Raw genomic sequence first — 15,357 nt, 5'->3', positions numbered from 1 at the left:
TCAGCTGACCGCCTGCTTCACCAGTGCGGCTATCCGTGCCTCCGCCTCGTCCGTCACCTCGGTCAGGGCGAAAGCGGTCGCCCACATCGTGCCCTCGTCCAGCTTCGCCGGGTCGTTGAACCCGAGGGTTGCGTAGCGCGACTTGAACTTCGCGGCGCTCTGGAAGAAGCAGACGACCTTGCCGTCCAGTGCGTAGGCGGGCATCCCGTACCAGAGCTTCGGCGCGAGGCCCGGGGCGTCGGCCTTGACGATGGCATGGACGCGCTCGGCGATGATCCGGTCCGAGTCCGGCATCTCCGCGATCTTCGCGAGCACGTCCCGCTCCGCCTCCGCCGCCTTGTCCGCCCGCGAGCCGCGACGCGCCGCCTTCTTCTGCTCCTGGGCGTGGTCCTTCATCGCGGCCCGCTCCTCGGCCGTGAATCCCTCGTACGAGCTGTTCTTGGCACTGGTCATGATCACTCCTGTGGTCGTGGGTCACGAGCGGCTCGGTGTGCCCGTTCGGGCCCTGCCGCTGTGGTCACAGCCTGTCCTGACCGAGGTGCGGCGGCATCCGTGCCGACCACGGAAACCACCACGGACACGGAGTCGGTGTCTGCCGCGGTCGGCGGTTACGCCGTGCTGCTTTCGCTCGTTTCGACGCCGTCGGCTTCCTCGGTGGCCGGTACGGCCAGACGCAGGCCGCGGGACTCGGCGACGCGCAGGGCGTCGGTCAGGCACTCGGCCAGCCGGAGGCCGGCGTAGCGGACCTCGGTGTACGGCGACACGGGGTCGTCCAGCACCGCGCGGGCGAGGCCGAGCACATCGGCGCCCATGGCGAGCTGCACGGCTTCCAGGTCGTCGGCGAGGCAGGAGACGTACCCGCCGCCGCTGTCCGTCATCAGGTAGCAGGGATTGCCGTCGGGGGACGGCCAGGGCAGCAGGCGGGGGGAGTTGGAGGTCGCCGCGGGGTCGGTGATGTGCTTCATCAGGCGGCCACCTCCTGCGCGCCGATCAGGTGCCGGTCGAGGTCGATCCCGAAGTCGGCGGCGAGGACGAGGGCGAGGCGACGGCGCTCCTGGAGTGCGGCTTCCCGTTCGTGGGCGGCCAGATAGGGGCGCACGAGGGCGGAGTCGGTGCCGTCGAGGGGAGTGGCGAGGCCGTACGGGGAGCGGTGGCGAGGGAGGTTCGGGGGCAGGGGAGACGAGGGGCGGCGTACGACGGTGAGGTGGACGCAGAAGTGAGGGTGCCGGTGGGGACGGCGCCGTTTGCCCGTACCCGGGGCGAAGAGGAGGCGCAGCCATTCGAGGGTGCGGCGGATAAGGTCGTGCACGTCGACGCTCCTTTCAAGCGTTGGCCGTGCCCCGGGAGGTCTGGCCACCTCGCCGGGGTCTTGTCATATCGACCATACCGGGAACTGCGTCCCCCTGCACCCCCCTGCCTATTGCTGCGTCCCACCGCGTCGGAACGCGTTCGGCCACTGCGATACGCGTTGGGCTGCGGCACCGTAGAGGAATGAGTGAGCTTCCGCGCTACGAGTACGTGAAACTCGCCGATTCCATCGCGGCGGAGATCGCGTCCGGCAAGCTGCCGCAGGGCGCCGCGCTGCCGGGCGAGCGATCCATGACGGAGTTGTACCGCGTGAGCATCGGCACAGTCCGCCGCGCCGTCGTCGAACTCCGGAAACGAGGGCTTGTCGCCACATTGCCCGCGAAGGGGACGTACGTCATCGGAATGCCGGAGCCGGCCGGCGACGCGCCCGAAGAGGGCGAGCCGAACACCTGAAGGGGTCGCGCGTTGCATCGCGCGACCCCGAAACGCACCAGAGCCCCAGATCAGATCCGCTCTGAACTGGGGCTCTCCGGTAGGCCCTGTGGGACTCGAACCCACAACCAATGGATTAAAAGTCCACTGCTCTGCCAATTGAGCTAAGGGCCCTGGCGATGTTGCTCCCCTGAGCATAGCCGGACGTGGCCGGGTCTCCGATCGGGTATCGGGGTCCCGGCCACGGTGGGTGGGTGGAAGCGTCAGAGATCTACCGGTTCCGGGGCGTTCGCACGGGACGCCTCTCGGGCGCGGGTTTTCTCGTGGTCCGGGTTGAGGAACCAGTGGCGGGCCGAGGCGTACCACCAGGCGGCGGCGAAGCCCAGGACGACGAGGACGGCGATGGGGGCGTAGTTGAAGGTTTCCCAGGTGACCGGGGAGACCTGGGGGAGCATGAACAGGATCGTGATGACGACGACCCAGGCCACGGCGATTACGCCGATCAGGCCCGACCACCGGCCCAGATGCCACGGTCCGCGGTCGAAGCTGTCACCCTTGCGGAGCCGGAGCAGGGTCGGGATGACGTACGCGATGTAGAGGCCGATCACCGCGATCGAGGTCACCGCCGCGTACGCGGTCACGTTGATCAGGTACGGCAGTCCGAGCACCAACGCTCCCAGCGCCGCCAGCCACACGGCGGCGACAGGAGTGCGGGTGCGCGGGCTGACCGTGTGCCAGACGTGCGAGAAGGGCAATGCCCCGTCACGCGAAAAGGCGTAGATCATGCGGGAGTTGGCGGTCACGGACGCCATGCCGCAGAACAGCTGGGCGCCGATGATGACCAGCAGGAGCAGCTTGCCCGCCGTCGCGCCGAGCGCGTCGAGGAGGATCTGCGCGGGCGGCACACCCGTGGCCGACTCGAGGGCACCGTCGTACGACTGGATGGCGAAGGTGAAGCCCAACAGGAGTACGAAGCCCGCTATCCACGACGTCCAGATCGACTGCACGATGCCCTTGGGGCCCGCCGTGGACGCGTCGTGTGTCTCCTCCGTCATGTGCGCGGAGGCGTCGTACCCGGTGAAGGTGTACTGCGCCATCAGCAGGCCGAGGAGGACTACGTACAGGCTGCTGCCCCACCCGGTGTTGTTCACGAACTCCGTGAACACGAAGGACGCCGACTGGTGGCTGTCCGGGGCGAAGGTGAGCGCGCCCACGATCACCACGACGCCCACCACGTGCCACCACACGCTGACGCTGTTGAGCAGGCCGACGATGCGTACGCCGAAGGTGTTGAGGAGGCCGTGGAGGACGAGAATTGCGGCGAAGAGCAGGACCGTACGGCCGGGTGTGACCTCGAAGTCGAACTGCAGATTGAGGTACGCGCCCAGGAACGAGGCCGCCCCGAAGTCGATCCCGGCGGTCACCGCGACCTGGCCGAGGACGTTGAACCAGCCTGTGAACCAGGCCCAGGCGGCTGCGGTACGCGGGGGTGCCAGCCGGTGCGACCAGAAGTACAGGCCCGCGGAGGTCGGATACGCCGAACAGATTTCGGCCATCGCGAGGCCGACGAACAGCGTCATCAGGCCGACCGCCGCCCAGCCCCACATCATCACGGCGGGGCCACCGGTGTTCATGCCGAACAGGTAGAGGGTCATGCACCCGGACAGCACGGAGATGATCGTGAAGGAGACCGCGTAGTTGGAGAACGCGGACATACGGCGGGCGAGGACCTGGGTGTAGCCGAGCTGCGCCAGCCGTTCCTCGTCGGAGACGGCCTGTGCGGAGGGCGGTGCGGAGGCGGCGACGGAGGGGTCGCTCGCGCCGGAGGGTGGGGACGGTGTTGTCATGCCCCGAGCGTTTCCCTCACCGGGAGCGTGACATGCGTCACGGATGAGCTCGGTTTGGCCAAAGACAGGCCCCGCGCGGGTCGTTCGGCTCCCACACGGCCCGCGAACGCCGCAGGGCCCGGACGACGAAGTCGTCCGGGCCCTGTCAGCGGGAGATCGGGTCAGCCGTTGCGCTTCCAGCGCGGCTTGTCGTCGCGACGGCCGAACGAGGAGCCGGAACCTGAGCCGGAGCCTGCGCCACGGTGGTCGTCACGACGGCCGTACGGGCGGTCGTGGCCGCCGGAACGGAAGCCGCCGGAGGGACGGTCGCCCTGACGGTCGCGGTTGAACGGGCGGTCGCTGCCCCGGTGGCCGGAGGGACGGTCGTCCCGGCGGAACCCACCGGTGGGACGGTCGCCGTCACGGCGGTCATCGCGACGGAAGCCACCCGAGCCACCCGACGGACGGTCGTCGCGACGGAAACCGCCACGGTCGCCATCACGGCGCTCGTCACGACGGAAGCCACCCGAGCCACCCGACGGACGGTCACCGTCACGGCGGTCGTCCCGGCGGAAACCGCCACGCTCACCGTCACGGCGGTCGAACGAACGGCCACCCCGGTCGTTGTCACGCCGGTCATCGCGACGGAAGCCACCCGAACCGCCCGACGGACGGTCGTCGCGACGGAAACCGCCACGGTCACCGTCCCTGCGGTCGTCCCGACGGAACCCACCCCGGTCACCCTCACGACGCTCGTCACGGCGGTCGTCCCGACGGAAGCCACCCCGGTCACCGTCACGACGGTCCCGGCGCTCGTAGTTGCCCCGCTCGTCACGGCGCTGACGCGGCTGCTCGTACGCCGGTGCGGACGCCTGCTCCGGCACGGAGGCGGCAAGCGCGGCCTCGGCCGCGGCGGCCTCCACGACGGCGGCGGCCTCGGCGAGCGCGGCCTCCGGGTCATCGCCCCGCTCGCGCGCGGCGCGGGCGAGGAGTCGGTCCGCCTCCTCGCGCAGCTCGGAGGCACGCCGCTGCGCACGCTCCAGCTGCTTGGTGAGCTGGGCGACCTCGCGCTCGGCCTGCTGCGCGGCGTTGCCCGCCGACTCGGCCTGCACCTCCGTCATCGACCGGGCGCCGGTGATCTCCGCGACCTCAGAGTCGAAGGCGGCACCGCCCTGGATGATGTGGCGCGAGGCGTCGACGCCCGCGTCCTCCATCTGGCGGAAGATCTGCCGCCGCTGGTGCGGCAGGGACAGCGACACGACCGTGCCGGAGCGGCCCGCGCGGGCCGTACGGCCGGAACGGTGCAGGTAGTCCTTGTGGTCACCGGCCGGGTCGACGTTCAGGACCAGGTCGATGCCGTCGACGTGGATACCGCGGGCAGCGACGTCGGTGGCGACGAGCGCGTTGACGTAACCGTCCTTGAAGTCGGCCAGCGTCCGCGTCCGCGCGCCCTGCGTCATACCGCCGTGCAGCGCGTCGGCCTTCACGCCCGCGTCACGGAGCTGCTCGGCGATACGGTCGGCGCCCAGCTGCGTACGTACGAAGATGATCGTGCGGCCCTTGCGGGAGGCGATCGCGGCGGTGACCGGCGCCTTGTCCTTGGGCTTCACGACGAGGATGTGGTGGGACATCGTCGTGACGTTGCCCTGGGCGCTGTCGACCTCGTGCGTGACCGGGTTGCTCAGGTAGCGCTTGACCAGCGTGGAGATCTCGTTCTCCATCGTGGCCGAGAACAGCATGCGCTGGCCGCCGGCCGGGACCTGGTCGAGGAGTTCGGTGACCTCGGGCAGGAAGCCCAGGTCGGACATCTGGTCGGCCTCGTCGATCACGGCGACCTGGACGTTCTCCAGGGAGCAGGCGCCGCGGCTGATGATGTCGCGCAGGCGGCCCGGGGTGGCGACGAGGATGTCGACGCCGCGCTCGAGGGCGTAGATCTGGTTGCCCATCGACGTACCGCCGCAGACGACCTTCATCTTCAGGCCGAGCACATCGCCGTACGGCTGGAGGGCGTCCGCGACCTGCATCGCGAGCTCACGGGTCGGGGTGAGGATGATGCCGCGGGGCTTCTTCTTCTCGGTGTGGCCGCCGGAGAGCTGCGCGAGCAGCGGCAGACCGAAGGAGAGGGTCTTGCCGGAGCCCGTGCGGCCACGCCCGAGGATGTCCTTGCCGGCCAGGGCGTCCGGGATGGTCGCGGCCTGGATCGGGAAGGGGACCGTCACGCCGTTCTGCGCGAGCTTGCGCACGACACCGTCGGGCAGGCCCAGGTCGCCGAAGGTGACCTCGGGGGTCTCCTGCTCGGCGGCCTCGACGGCCTCGGCCGCGTCGGTGACGTCGACTGCCTCGTTCTCGGGCACGACGACGTGATCAGTACTGGAAATGGACATGCGAATGCGAAACCTTCCGGAGTCTCGTCGGCACGCGCCCGTCAACTCCGTGTTCGCAATTCGACCGCCTCAATGCGATCCAGCCACGGCAAGGGAGAGTACGCGCCACACGGCGCGCTCTGCTTTGGCGCCGGGCAAATGGGATCAAACGATCTACCAAGATACGCACCCTCCGACCCTCAAGGCAAATTGAGCAGCAACTGAGCCGATAACCCCAGGTCAGCCCCGGTCGGCCCGGGCCGGTCGACCCCACGTCAGCCGTGGTCACCCTGGTCAGCCGCTTACGCCCGCATGCGGCTCCGGCTCCCGCTCCGCGAGCTGAGGCGTGGGATCCGGGTGCGCCGAGGACGACGGCTCGGCGGTGGTCGGAGTGGGTGACGGCGTGGGCGACTCCTTCGGCGGCTTCGGCCGGGGAGTCGGAGTCGTACGGGTCGGGGTGGGCTGCGCCCTCGTCGGCTCGGGGACCTGCGGCTTCGGCCTCTTCCTCCCGGGCTCGGACGGCGACGAGGAGCCGCTCCCGTCGTCCCGAGACGGCGACGTCGGCCCGTCCCCGCCACCGTCCCCCGACTCCGAGGCGGCGGACTCCGCGGAACCGTGTTCTTCGTCACCCGCCCCGCCCTGCCCGGAGCCACCACCGCCTCCCGTCACCGCCGAACCGCCCTCGGGCGCCTCACCGGCCTGCTGCCCCGCGGAGTGCGAAGGCCTGGCCCTGCTCGCATCGTCGTCGTCATCGCTGACGTTCATGCAGCCGGCGGTCGCCGTGACGGCCAGGGCCGCGGCGGCCAGATGGACGGGTACGTACATGGCGCGCACGGGCAGCCACCTCCGGGGCGGGGACAAGCAGTCCCCCTGCCCAACTCCCGCCGCCCGCAAGAGGACACGCCGCCCGAAGAACAGTTTTCAACAGTCGTACGGTACGGATCTCATCCGTATCCGAGGGCATGCAGCCGCGCGTCGTCGATCCCGAAGTGGTGGGCGATCTCATGAACCACCGTCACTTCCGTCTCGGCCACGACGTCTTCCCGCGACTCGCACATCCGCAGCGTCGGCCCCCGGTAGATGGTGATCCGGTCCGGCAGCACACCGGCGTACCACTCGCCGCGATCCGTCAGCGGAGTCCCCTCGTACAGCCCGAGCAGCTCGGGATCGTCGCTCGGCGGTTCGTCCTCGACGAACACCGCCACGTTGTCCATCAGCCGTGTCAGCTCCGGCGGGATCCGGTCCAGGGCCTCGGCGACCAGTTCCTCGAACTCCTCGCGCGTCATCTCCAGCACAGAGCCATTGTCAGGCACGGACGTCACCCGCGAGAGCCGTAGGAGGCCCCGATCGGGCGGCATATCCGGCCCCGGACTTGGGCATACGGGACCAATGGCCCGCGTCCCCGCCGCCGCTCTGCACCGCGTACGCCAGGCGCCACGTGCGCTCGTACGTCACTATCGCGCTCGCCACACTCACCCGGTCATCGAACTCGTCCACCAGCCGCACCCCTACACCCGCGCCCTGGGCCTGATCACCGTCGTCCTGGTCGGGGCGTGGCTGGGCCTGCTGATCGTGGGGAACGTACGCGCCCCGGTCGGCCCCATGGACACCACCATGACCCTGCGCCCCTCGGTCACCGGCGGCACGAAGATCAACGTCTCACCGCTGGGCGCGCTCGAACTGCGCAGCCATGTCGCGCCGATCCGCCTGGACGTCGACGTGGACCAGCTCGACCCCGTCCGATCCCAGGCCCTCGTCGACCACCCCGAACGGCTCTCCGGCCTCCAGGACGAGGTCACCCGCGACGTCGGCCACGGCACGCTCGACCTGGCCGTACGCTCCGTCGTCGCCGTCGTCTCCGGCGCCACCGCACTCGGCCTCGCCGTATACCGCCGCCCGCGCCGCGCCCTGGCGGCCGGCGGCCTGGCCCTCACCCTTCTGGCGGCCTCCGGAGCGACGGCCTTCGCGACCTGGAATCCCAAGTCGGTCCTGGAGCCGAAGTTCTCGGGCCTGCTGAGCAGTGCCCCCTCAGTGGTCGGCAACGCCCGCAGCATCGTCAGCGAATTCGACGTCTACCAGAAGGAGTTGGCGCGCCTAGTGACGAACGTGACGAAGCTGTACGACGCCACGTCCACACTCCCCGCGTACGCCCCCGACCCCTCCACCATCCGCGTCCTGCACGTCTCCGACATCCATCTCAACCCGGCGAGCTGGAAGATCATCGCCTCGCTGGTGAAGCAGTACAAGATCAATGTGATCGTCGACTCCGGCGACACCATGGACCACGGCTCCGCGGCGGAGAACGGTTTCCTGGACCCGGCCGCCGACCTGGGCGCTCCGTACGTATGGGTGCGCGGCAACCACGATTCGCGGGATACGCAGGCCTATCTGGAGGACATGGAGAACGTGCACGTCCTGGACGAGGGGCGCGCCGTGTCGGTCGCGGGCCTGCGGTTCGCGGGCATGGGCGACCCGCAGTTCACCCCCGACCGCTCGAAGGAGGTGACCGCCTCGGAGGAGCTGGCGGGCGCCCGCCTGGCCTCCGCGCTCCGCGACCAGGAGGCGGCGGGCACGCCTGTGGACATCGCCGTCGCGCACAACCCGGACGCCGCGCGCGAGGTGGACGGCGACGTACCGCTCGTGCTGGCGGGCCACCTCCACCATCCGGAGATGGAGATCATGAAGTACGGCACGCGCCTGCGGATCGAGGGTTCGACGGGCGGCAGCGGGCTGCGGGCGCTGGAGCAGCAGTACCCCGACCCCATCGAGACGTCGATCCTCTACCTGGACCGGGACACCCGCCGCCTCCAGGCCTGGGACGAGATCAAGCTGGGCGGACTGGGCCTGACCACGGCGGAGGTCAGCCGCCACCTGCCGAAGGAGAACCAGCCGGGCGCGTCCCCGTCCCCGTCGCCTGGCTCCCCTTCACCGTCTCCTGGCTCCCCATCACCGTCTCCTGGCTCCCCATCACCGTCGCCGGGTTCCCCCTCGCCCTCCCCTTCTCCCTCTCCCTCCTCCTAATCCGTTTTGCCGATCCCTCCCGGCATCCCATATGCTGCTGACGTCCCCGACGCGCCGCGAGGCGCCCAGGCAGGCCCCAGCCCTCATCGTCTAGCGGCCTAGGACGCCGCCCTTTCAAGGCGGTAGCACGGGTTCGAATCCCGTTGGGGGCACCAGTTGCTCTGCGTTATCGCAGGTCGGCGAAATTATCTGCCTTGCGGTTTGCTGAACGCGCTATGTCGAGTTCGACACCGCGTCTGACGCTCTGTTTCACGAAGCCCCAGGTCGACGCCCCGCTGGCCCGGCTGCGGGATCCGGCGCCTGCCGACTTCACCCGCAGCGCCCGTGCGCTCGGCGACATCACCGTCCACCGCCGCACCCACAACGTGCGTCGCCGCTACGACCGCGCGCCGCACTGGCCGGGCGGGCTCCTGGCCGTTGGTGACGCTCTGTGCGCCTTCAACCCGGTCTACGGCCAGGGCATCACCGTCGCCGCGCCCCGGGCACTGCTGCTGCGGCAGACGCCGGCCGCGGGAACACGGCCGGGATGGGAGCGGCGGCTGATGCGCCGGCCTTCGACCTGCTGCGCAGGTCACACTCGGTGATCTGAGGCTGCGCACTCACGCACTCATACTGTCCGCCCTCTGTCGCGTTGTAGCACCCCATGGGAACGACGCGGCGGCGGGCGCGCTCTGTGCGCGGCTGTGGCGGGCCGGTCGTCGGCCCGTCATTCGGGCGCGGACGTCGGGAGTCGCTCTGCCGCCGTGATCACGGGGCGGGGTTCGCCGCTCTCGACGATGCGCTGTACGAGCCGCTGCCTCAGCTCTGCCCGGACGTCCTCGTATGCCGGGTCGGCCACGAGGTTGGACAGTTCGTCGGGGTCGGAGTGCAGGTCGTAGAGGTAGGCGTCCTGGTAGCGGTCGGCGCGCGGATCGTTCCAGGGGTCGGCGCCCGGGGCGGTCGCGGCGTACTTCCAGCGGTTCGTACGCAGGGCTCGGCCGACCTCCGATTCGCTGATCTGGATGAGTACCTCCCGCGGCCAGTCGGGGTCCTGGCCGTGCAGCAGCGGCAGCAGGGAACGCCCTTGCATCTGTGGGGGCACGGGCAGGCCCGCCGCATGCAACAGGGTGGGCGGCAGATCGATGTGGCCGACCAGTTCCGGCAACCGTACGCCGCCGCGCAGCCCTGGTCCGCGGAGCACGGTGGGCACGCGTACGGAGGCGTCGTGGACGCTGCGTTTGTACTCCTTGTTGCGGGTCTTGAAGTGGCAGCCGTGGTCGGAGGTGAAGAGGATGACGGTGTCGTCCAGTTCCCCGCGTCGCTGAAGGACAGAGACGATGCGGTCGAGCACCTCGTCCAGTCGGCGCACCATTCCGTAGTAACCGGGCAGGTGCTGGGCCCAGTTGCCGCCGCCGAGGGCCGCGAGGTCGGAGGGTACCCACGGGGCGTTGTAGCGGTCGCTGTAGCCGGTCGGAGCGGGATAGTCGTCGCGGGAGTTCTGGTGGTGCGGCTCCAGGAACGACAGGAAGAGGAAGAACGGCCGGTCCCGGTCCCGGTCACTCTCCCGGTCCCGGTCGCGGTCCCGGTCACGGTCGATGAAGTCGATCGCGGCGGTGCCGAGCGCGTCGGCGCGGTAGCCGTCGAAGTGGTGCGGGGTGCCGTTGCCGTCGTACAGCGTGGTCTCGTAGGCGTCCGAGGTGAACTCGAGAAGGTTGGCGGCGAGCCAGTACTCGTATCCGGCCCGGTCTTCCGCCGGCACCGGACCTGCCGTACGGCCGCCGGCCAGGTGCCACTTGCCGATGTAGCCGGTGGCGTAGCCCGCGTCCCGGAACGCGCGGCCCAGGGCCGGGGTGTCCCGCGGGAGAGGGAGCCCGTTGCGGAAGACCCCGGTGGTGGTCGGGTACTGCCCGGTCTGGAGGCCGGCGCGCGAGGGCGCGCAGACGGGCTGGCAGGTGAAGGAACGGTCCACGCTCACGCCGTCCGCGGCGAGCCGGTCGAGGGCCGGGGTGAGGCCCAGGGGGTTCCCGTGGATGCCGGTGGTGTCCCAGCGTTGCTGGTCGGTGAAGAAGACGAGGACGTTCGGACGGCGGGTGGAGGCGACGGGTTCGGAAGGCCTGGCGGGGGAAGCGCTGAAGGTCATCGTGCTCCCGTTTCAGTGGTGAAGTGGTCCCGGTCCTTCATGACGTACCCCCGGGCGTCCCTGCCGACAGGCGGAACCGCTCGGACCATGCGACTTCCGGTAGGCGGCCGGGGTCACACCCACCTCTCTTCGGAAGCCCGTCCGGAAATTCGCGGCCGTGCCGAAACCCGTCGCTCCGGCGATCCTCTCGACAGACCAGTCGGAGGTCTCAAGGAGTCGGCGCGCACTGAGAATCCTCTGCCAGCACCATGATCGGCACTCCTCGGCCGGCCTTCCCCGAGCTGCTGGTCGAGATCAAATTCATCGCCCGGACCTGAGGGCTGCCCGGCCGGCGGAAGCCCCCCAGCCCACAACCCATTGGCCACCACCCGTAGATGACAGATGTCATGAGGTCCCATGACAGACCGCACTCCCAACGGCCCCTGCACGCCGCAAGCCTGAGTACATGGACACAGTCATCGAAACCGCCGGCCTGCGGCGGCGCTATCAGGGTTTCGAGGCCGTACGCGGCGTCGACCTCACGGTCGCCCGGGGCGAGCTCTTCGCTCTCCTCGGGACCAACGGTGCCGGCAAGACCTCCACCCTGGAGCTCTTGGAGGGCCAGGCCGCCCCCGCCGCCGGGACTGTCCGCGTGCTCGGCCGCGACCCGTACCGGGAACGGGCCGCCGTCCGCCCCCGTATCGGGGTGATGCTCCAGGAGGGCGGCTTCCCTACGGAGTTGACGGTCATGGAGACCGTACGGATGTGGGCGGGCTGCACCAGCGGTGCCCGACCGGAGGCCGAGGCTCTGGAACTGACCGGGCTGTCCGGGCGGGGGGCGGTACGGGTCAAGCAGCTCTCCGGCGGGGAGCGGCGTCGGCTCGATCTCGCGCTGGCGCTGCTGGGGCGGCCGGAGGTGCTCTTCCTCGACGAGCCGACGACCGGCCTGGACGCGCAGTCCCGCCGCGATACCTGGGAGCTGGTCCGTGAGCTGAAGGAGCAGGGCACGACGGTGCTGCTCACCACGCACTATCTGGAGGAGGTGGAGGAGCTGGCCGACCGGTTGGCGATCATGCACGGGGGGCTGATCGCCACGTCCGGCACGGTTGCCGACGTGGTCGCCGAGCGGCCCTCCCGGTTCAGCTTCGAGCTGCCCCTCGACCGCTTCCTGGGTGATCTGCCGCCGCTCGCGGCGCTGGGCGTGACCGGCCACCGGCAGTCCGGCCGGATGGTCCGGCTGGAGACCGGCGATCTGCAACGGACCGCGACAGCACTGCTGTTGTGGGCCCGCGACGAGGGCGTGGAGCTGCGCGGCCTCGACGCCCGGTCGGCGACGTTGGAGGAGGCGTTCATGGAGATCGCCAAGGGTCTGGAGAGCAGGGACCTGGAGGGCGAGGGTCTGGCGAACGACAGGGGCCCGGCGAGCAAGGGCCCGGAGCGCGAGGGGACGCGACGATGACATCAGTAGCCCGTACCGCACAAGAGCCCTCGGCCACGGCTACGGCCACGACCCCACGGCGCACCGCCACGGCCCGTATGGCCGCCCTCGGCCGCGCCGAGCTGACGCTGCTGCTGCGCAGCCGGGCGTCCCTGGTCAACGCCGTGATCCTGCCCAGCGCGGTCGCCTTCGCGATGCGCGGCATGGTCGACGGGCTGGACCTCGAGGGCACCGGCCTGTCGGTGGCCACCGTCATGCTGCCCGCCGCGCTGGCCAATGCGCTGTTCTTCGCCGTCTATACGAACCTGGTCGGCGTGTACGTCGTGCGCCGCGAGGGCCTCGTGCTCAAGCGGCTGCGCACCGGCGAACTGCGCGACTGGGAGATCCTCGCCGGCGGCGCACTCCCGGCGCTTCTGCTGGTGTTCGTGCAGTCCGTGCTGCTGGGAGCCGGGATGACCGTGATCCTGGACGCGAACGCACCGGCCGCTTGGCACCTGGTGGTGGCCGGCCTGCTCATCGGCATGGCGATGCTGGTCGCCGCGGCGGCCCTGACCGCGGCGTTCACCCGGACGGCGGAGAGTGCGCAGCTGACGTTTCTGCCCTTCCTGTTGGTGACCATGGCCGCCTCCGGGGTCTTCGCGCCGCGCGAGCTGCTGCCGGACGGAGCGGCCGACGTCGCCGCCTGGCTGCCCTTCTCCCCGGTGATGGACCTGCTGCGAGGCGGCTGGACGGGAGATCTGGGCGCTGTGGAACAGGTCCGGGCGACGCTCGTCGCCTTGGCCTGGACGGGCGTGGCCGTGTACGGCGTGCAGCGGCGGTTCCGCTGGGAACCGCGGCATTGAGCGGCGCGAGCGACGACAGGAACCTGTACACCTGGCCTACGGCCCGACCGGCAAGTGCCGGGCGAAGGCATGCACAGCCCGGGCCGAAAGCCGTTCGCCCAGCGGCAGTTGGAGGTCCGCTCCGCAGACGCGGACTCGCAGGAGCGGGCCGTCCATGCGTACCTGCTCGATCCGGGTGCGCGGGATGCAGTGGGTGTCCAGGCCGTGGCGGCCACCGGATCGATCGGTGTGAACGGGGTCGGCGAGGACGACGAGTTCCCGCGGGGTGAGTACGACAGCGGCGTACGCGGGATCCGAGCGCAGGGGCACCGGCAGCGGACCGGCGACGACGGCGACCGGGTCGCCGTCGTTCAGGCGTGCCGTGGGCGAGGTGAGCAGGAGTCGCCATTTGTACGGGAGTCCGGTGTTCGGTACAGGAGCGTCGGGCAGGTCCAGCTCGGTGGGGGCGACGCGGCGGCGAAGGGACAGCACCAAGGGGTGCAGCTCGTGCTCGGCGACCGCGTTGTAGTGGATGTTCAGGCGCGCGTCCGTGGCGAGGATCGTCAGACGGGCGTACAGCAGGGCGTGCGCCATCTCGATCGCGGCCACCTGCTCCGGACGCAGGGCCACCCGCACTCCGGGCTCGGCGGGAGCACCGACCCACAGGGCCACTCCGCCGGGCCCGAAACCGAGCACGCCGGCCGGAGTCAGCAGGTGAAGGCGGCTGCCTCCGAGGCGGCCGGGCCGGGTGTGGGCGGGGACGACGAACACGTCCCGGAAATCCCTGATTCCGACCGTCTGGCGCAGCGCCTCGAGCGCGCCGCCGGGCACGTCCTCCGCGCGGCGCGGACGGTACGGGAACCCCCGGATGCCGGTACGGGTGTGGGCGCGCGCGGTCTGTTCGTCGACCTCCTGCTCCCACGGCTCGAGCAGTTCGAGCCTCGGACGTGCGGCGGGACGCCGTCGCAGCAGCGAGCGGGGGCTCACGGCAAGTCCCGTCAGCCCGTCGATCCGCCACCCAGGGCCTCGGAACACGGCCACCTCCCGGGGGAGTTCCAGCCAGTCGGCATCGTCCGCCAACCGGCATCCTCCACAAACCTACGACGACCAGGGCGGCAGAATGACGCCCACCGGCAGGCCGTACCACGGCCGTGACCAAGTGCCCGGCACCAGGGCCCAGTTGCCCGGCGCCGTCCGGCCCTTGGGCGTACGAGGACGTACGAGGAGAGGACGACGTGAGCGAGAACCAGCCCGACGGCATAGAGACCCGCATCGACACGGGGACGGCGCACAACGCCCGCGTATGGAACTACTGGCAGGGCGGCAAGGACAACTACCCCGTCGACGAGCAGGTGGGCGACCACGTCGCCGGGATGATCCCCGTCATCCGCGACATTGCCCGCGCCGACCGGGCGTTCCTGAGCCGTGCGGTGCGTTTCCTGGCCGAGGAGCGCGGCATACGCCAGTTCCTCGACATCGGCACCGGGCTGCCGGCCATGGAGAACACCCATGAGGTCGCCCAGCGGATCGCACCCGAGTCACGGATCGTGTACGTCGACAACGACCCCATCGTGCTCTCGCACGCCCGCGCCCTGCTGACCAGCACCCCCGAAGGCGCCACCGACTACATCGACGCCGATGTGCACGACCCGGACGCCATCCTGCGGGTCGCGGGCGGCACCCTCGACTTCACCAAGCCGGTCGCGCTGATGCTGCTCGGCATCCTCAACTTCGTGCTCGACGACGACGAGGCACGGTCCATCGCGAGCAGGCTCGTGGCGGCGCTCGCCCCCGGCAGCGTCCTCGTCCTGACCCACCCCACCACGGAACCCGAACTCGGCGGCGACCTCCAGCTGGAGGCGATGGCCTTCTGGAACGCCAACGCCAAGCCGCCGGTCACCGCCCGCAGCAGGGAGGAGATCGCCACGTACTTCGACGGCCTCACACTCCTGGAGCCGGGCCTTGTCTCCTGCGCGCAGTGGCGATCGGAGCCCGGTACGGAAACCGGAGCCGTTCCTCAACTGGGAGCCGTGGCGGAGAAGGCCTGAGG

At 70.3% G+C, this 15,357-nt stretch carries 16 protein-coding genes and 2 tRNA genes; 7 read left to right on the top strand and 11 right to left on the bottom strand.

The genetic code is table 11. From position 1 onward, the window contains the following. The 3 genes from ACFYO0_RS15860 to ACFYO0_RS15850 all read right to left on the bottom strand — a co-directional run bounded on the left by ACFYO0_RS15860 (window position 1) and on the right by ACFYO0_RS15850 (window position 1,309). Window positions 1-453, bottom strand: a complete 453-nt coding sequence (locus ACFYO0_RS15860) for an iron chaperone (protein WP_388675360.1) — start codon at window positions 451-453, stop codon at window positions 1-3. A gap of 155 nt (window positions 454-608) precedes the next feature. Then, entirely contained in the window at window positions 609-965 is a 357-nt protein-coding gene (locus tag ACFYO0_RS15855) for a hypothetical protein (protein WP_388675357.1), read from the bottom strand. Beyond that, a complete protein-coding gene (locus ACFYO0_RS15850) occupies window positions 965-1,309 on the bottom strand; it encodes a hypothetical protein (RefSeq protein WP_388675354.1) in 345 nt (114 codons plus the stop codon). The genes ACFYO0_RS15855 and ACFYO0_RS15850 overlap by 1 nt, the downstream gene beginning before the upstream one ends. 182 nt (window positions 1,310-1,491) lie before the next feature. Between ACFYO0_RS15850 and ACFYO0_RS15845 the strand changes: the two genes are divergently transcribed. Then, window positions 1,492-1,761, top strand: coding sequence for a winged helix-turn-helix domain-containing protein (locus ACFYO0_RS15845; protein ID WP_388675352.1), 270 nt, complete (start codon window positions 1,492-1,494; stop codon window positions 1,759-1,761). A gap of 80 nt (window positions 1,762-1,841) precedes the next feature. On the opposite strand, the gene ACFYO0_RS15840 is transcribed toward ACFYO0_RS15845, so the two are convergent. The 5 genes from ACFYO0_RS15840 to ACFYO0_RS15820 all read right to left on the bottom strand — a co-directional run bounded on the left by ACFYO0_RS15840 (window position 1,842) and on the right by ACFYO0_RS15820 (window position 7,224). Further along, window positions 1,842-1,914: transfer RNA gene (locus ACFYO0_RS15840), tRNA-Lys, on the bottom strand. Window positions 1,915-2,003: 89 nt separating this feature from the next. Next, on the bottom strand, window positions 2,004-3,587 hold the full coding sequence (locus tag ACFYO0_RS15835; protein ID WP_388675349.1) for an amino acid permease: 1,584 nt from the start codon (window positions 3,585-3,587) through the stop codon (window positions 2,004-2,006). 161 nt (window positions 3,588-3,748) lie between these two features. Next, window positions 3,749-5,950: a DEAD/DEAH box helicase gene (locus ACFYO0_RS15830; protein ID WP_388675346.1), complete on the bottom strand. Its 2,202-nt coding sequence runs from the start codon at window positions 5,948-5,950 to the stop codon at window positions 3,749-3,751. A 273-nt stretch (window positions 5,951-6,223) separates the two neighbouring features. Beyond that, a complete protein-coding gene (locus ACFYO0_RS15825; protein ID WP_388675491.1) occupies window positions 6,224-6,754 on the bottom strand; it encodes a hypothetical protein in 531 nt (176 codons plus the stop codon). Between the two features lie 119 nt (window positions 6,755-6,873). Continuing rightward, window positions 6,874-7,224, bottom strand: coding sequence for a metallopeptidase family protein (locus ACFYO0_RS15820; protein ID WP_344394230.1), 351 nt, complete (start codon window positions 7,222-7,224; stop codon window positions 6,874-6,876). Window positions 7,225-7,318: 94 nt separating this feature from the next. Between ACFYO0_RS15820 and ACFYO0_RS15815 the strand changes: the two genes are divergently transcribed. The 3 genes from ACFYO0_RS15815 (at window position 7,319) to ACFYO0_RS15805 (ending at window position 9,534) form a co-directional block, all read left to right on the top strand. After that, entirely contained in the window at window positions 7,319-8,950 is a 1,632-nt protein-coding gene (locus tag ACFYO0_RS15815; protein ID WP_388675343.1) for a metallophosphoesterase, read from the top strand. A gap of 79 nt (window positions 8,951-9,029) precedes the next feature. Beyond that, window positions 9,030-9,105, top strand: a tRNA-Glu gene (locus ACFYO0_RS15810). 60 nt (window positions 9,106-9,165) lie between these two features. Continuing rightward, the gene (locus ACFYO0_RS15805; RefSeq protein WP_388675341.1) at window positions 9,166-9,534 is read left to right on the top strand and encodes a hypothetical protein; all 369 of its coding nucleotides are present in this window, start codon (window positions 9,166-9,168) and stop codon (window positions 9,532-9,534) included. A gap of 122 nt (window positions 9,535-9,656) precedes the next feature. On the opposite strand, the gene ACFYO0_RS15800 is transcribed toward ACFYO0_RS15805, so the two are convergent. Both ACFYO0_RS15800 and ACFYO0_RS15795 read right to left on the bottom strand, forming a co-directional pair. Beyond that, entirely contained in the window at window positions 9,657-11,069 is a 1,413-nt protein-coding gene (locus tag ACFYO0_RS15800; protein ID WP_388675339.1) for a sulfatase-like hydrolase/transferase, read from the bottom strand. 12 nt (window positions 11,070-11,081) lie between these two features. Then, window positions 11,082-11,303: a helix-turn-helix domain-containing protein gene (locus tag ACFYO0_RS15795; protein WP_388675488.1), complete on the bottom strand. Its 222-nt coding sequence runs from the start codon at window positions 11,301-11,303 to the stop codon at window positions 11,082-11,084. A 211-nt stretch (window positions 11,304-11,514) separates the two neighbouring features. Between ACFYO0_RS15795 and ACFYO0_RS15790 the strand changes: the two genes are divergently transcribed. Then, on the top strand, window positions 11,515-12,507 hold the full coding sequence (locus ACFYO0_RS15790) for an ABC transporter ATP-binding protein (protein ID WP_388675336.1): 993 nt from the start codon (window positions 11,515-11,517) through the stop codon (window positions 12,505-12,507). Then, the gene (locus ACFYO0_RS15785) at window positions 12,504-13,328 is read left to right on the top strand and encodes an ABC transporter permease (protein ID WP_388675333.1); all 825 of its coding nucleotides are present in this window, start codon (window positions 12,504-12,506) and stop codon (window positions 13,326-13,328) included. Before ACFYO0_RS15790 ends, ACFYO0_RS15785 begins: the two co-directional genes overlap by 4 nt. A gap of 36 nt (window positions 13,329-13,364) precedes the next feature. On the opposite strand, the gene ACFYO0_RS15780 is transcribed toward ACFYO0_RS15785, so the two are convergent. Beyond that, window positions 13,365-14,387, bottom strand: a complete 1,023-nt coding sequence (locus tag ACFYO0_RS15780; protein ID WP_388675330.1) for a hypothetical protein — start codon at window positions 14,385-14,387, stop codon at window positions 13,365-13,367. 155 nt (window positions 14,388-14,542) lie between these two features. Between ACFYO0_RS15780 and ACFYO0_RS15775 the strand changes: the two genes are divergently transcribed. Next, a complete protein-coding gene (locus ACFYO0_RS15775) occupies window positions 14,543-15,355 on the top strand; it encodes an SAM-dependent methyltransferase (RefSeq protein WP_388675328.1) in 813 nt (270 codons plus the stop codon). The last annotated feature ends 2 nt before the right edge of the window (window positions 15,356-15,357 follow it).

The sequence above is a fragment of the Streptomyces sp. NPDC006365 genome (assembly GCF_042870755.1).
Taxonomy (GTDB): domain Bacteria; phylum Actinomycetota; class Actinomycetes; order Streptomycetales; family Streptomycetaceae; genus Streptomyces; species Streptomyces xiangluensis.
This window is presented reverse-complemented; position numbering and strand designations above follow the sequence as displayed.

Coding starts and splice junctions, on each gene's coding strand:
- ACFYO0_RS15815 (WP_388675343.1), top strand. CDS start 7,319: ATGGCCCGCGTCCCCGCCGCCGCTCTGCACCGCGTACGCCAGGCGCCA.
- ACFYO0_RS15790 (WP_388675336.1), top strand. CDS start 11,515: ATGGACACAGTCATCGAAACCGCCGGCCTGCGGCGGCGCTATCAGGGT.
- ACFYO0_RS15835 (WP_388675349.1), bottom strand. CDS start 3,587: ATGACAACACCGTCCCCACCCTCCGGCGCGAGCGACCCCTCCGTCGCC.
- ACFYO0_RS15800 (WP_388675339.1), bottom strand. CDS start 11,069: ATGACCTTCAGCGCTTCCCCCGCCAGGCCTTCCGAACCCGTCGCCTCC.
- ACFYO0_RS15860 (WP_388675360.1), bottom strand. CDS start 453: ATGACCAGTGCCAAGAACAGCTCGTACGAGGGATTCACGGCCGAGGAG.
- ACFYO0_RS15830 (WP_388675346.1), bottom strand. CDS start 5,950: ATGTCCATTTCCAGTACTGATCACGTCGTCGTGCCCGAGAACGAGGCA.
- ACFYO0_RS15845 (WP_388675352.1), top strand. CDS start 1,492: ATGAGTGAGCTTCCGCGCTACGAGTACGTGAAACTCGCCGATTCCATC.
- ACFYO0_RS15825 (WP_388675491.1), bottom strand. CDS start 6,754: ATGTACGTACCCGTCCATCTGGCCGCCGCGGCCCTGGCCGTCACGGCG.
- ACFYO0_RS15805 (WP_388675341.1), top strand. CDS start 9,166: ATGTCGAGTTCGACACCGCGTCTGACGCTCTGTTTCACGAAGCCCCAG.
- ACFYO0_RS15785 (WP_388675333.1), top strand. CDS start 12,504: ATGACATCAGTAGCCCGTACCGCACAAGAGCCCTCGGCCACGGCTACG.
- ACFYO0_RS15855 (WP_388675357.1), bottom strand. CDS start 965: ATGAAGCACATCACCGACCCCGCGGCGACCTCCAACTCCCCCCGCCTG.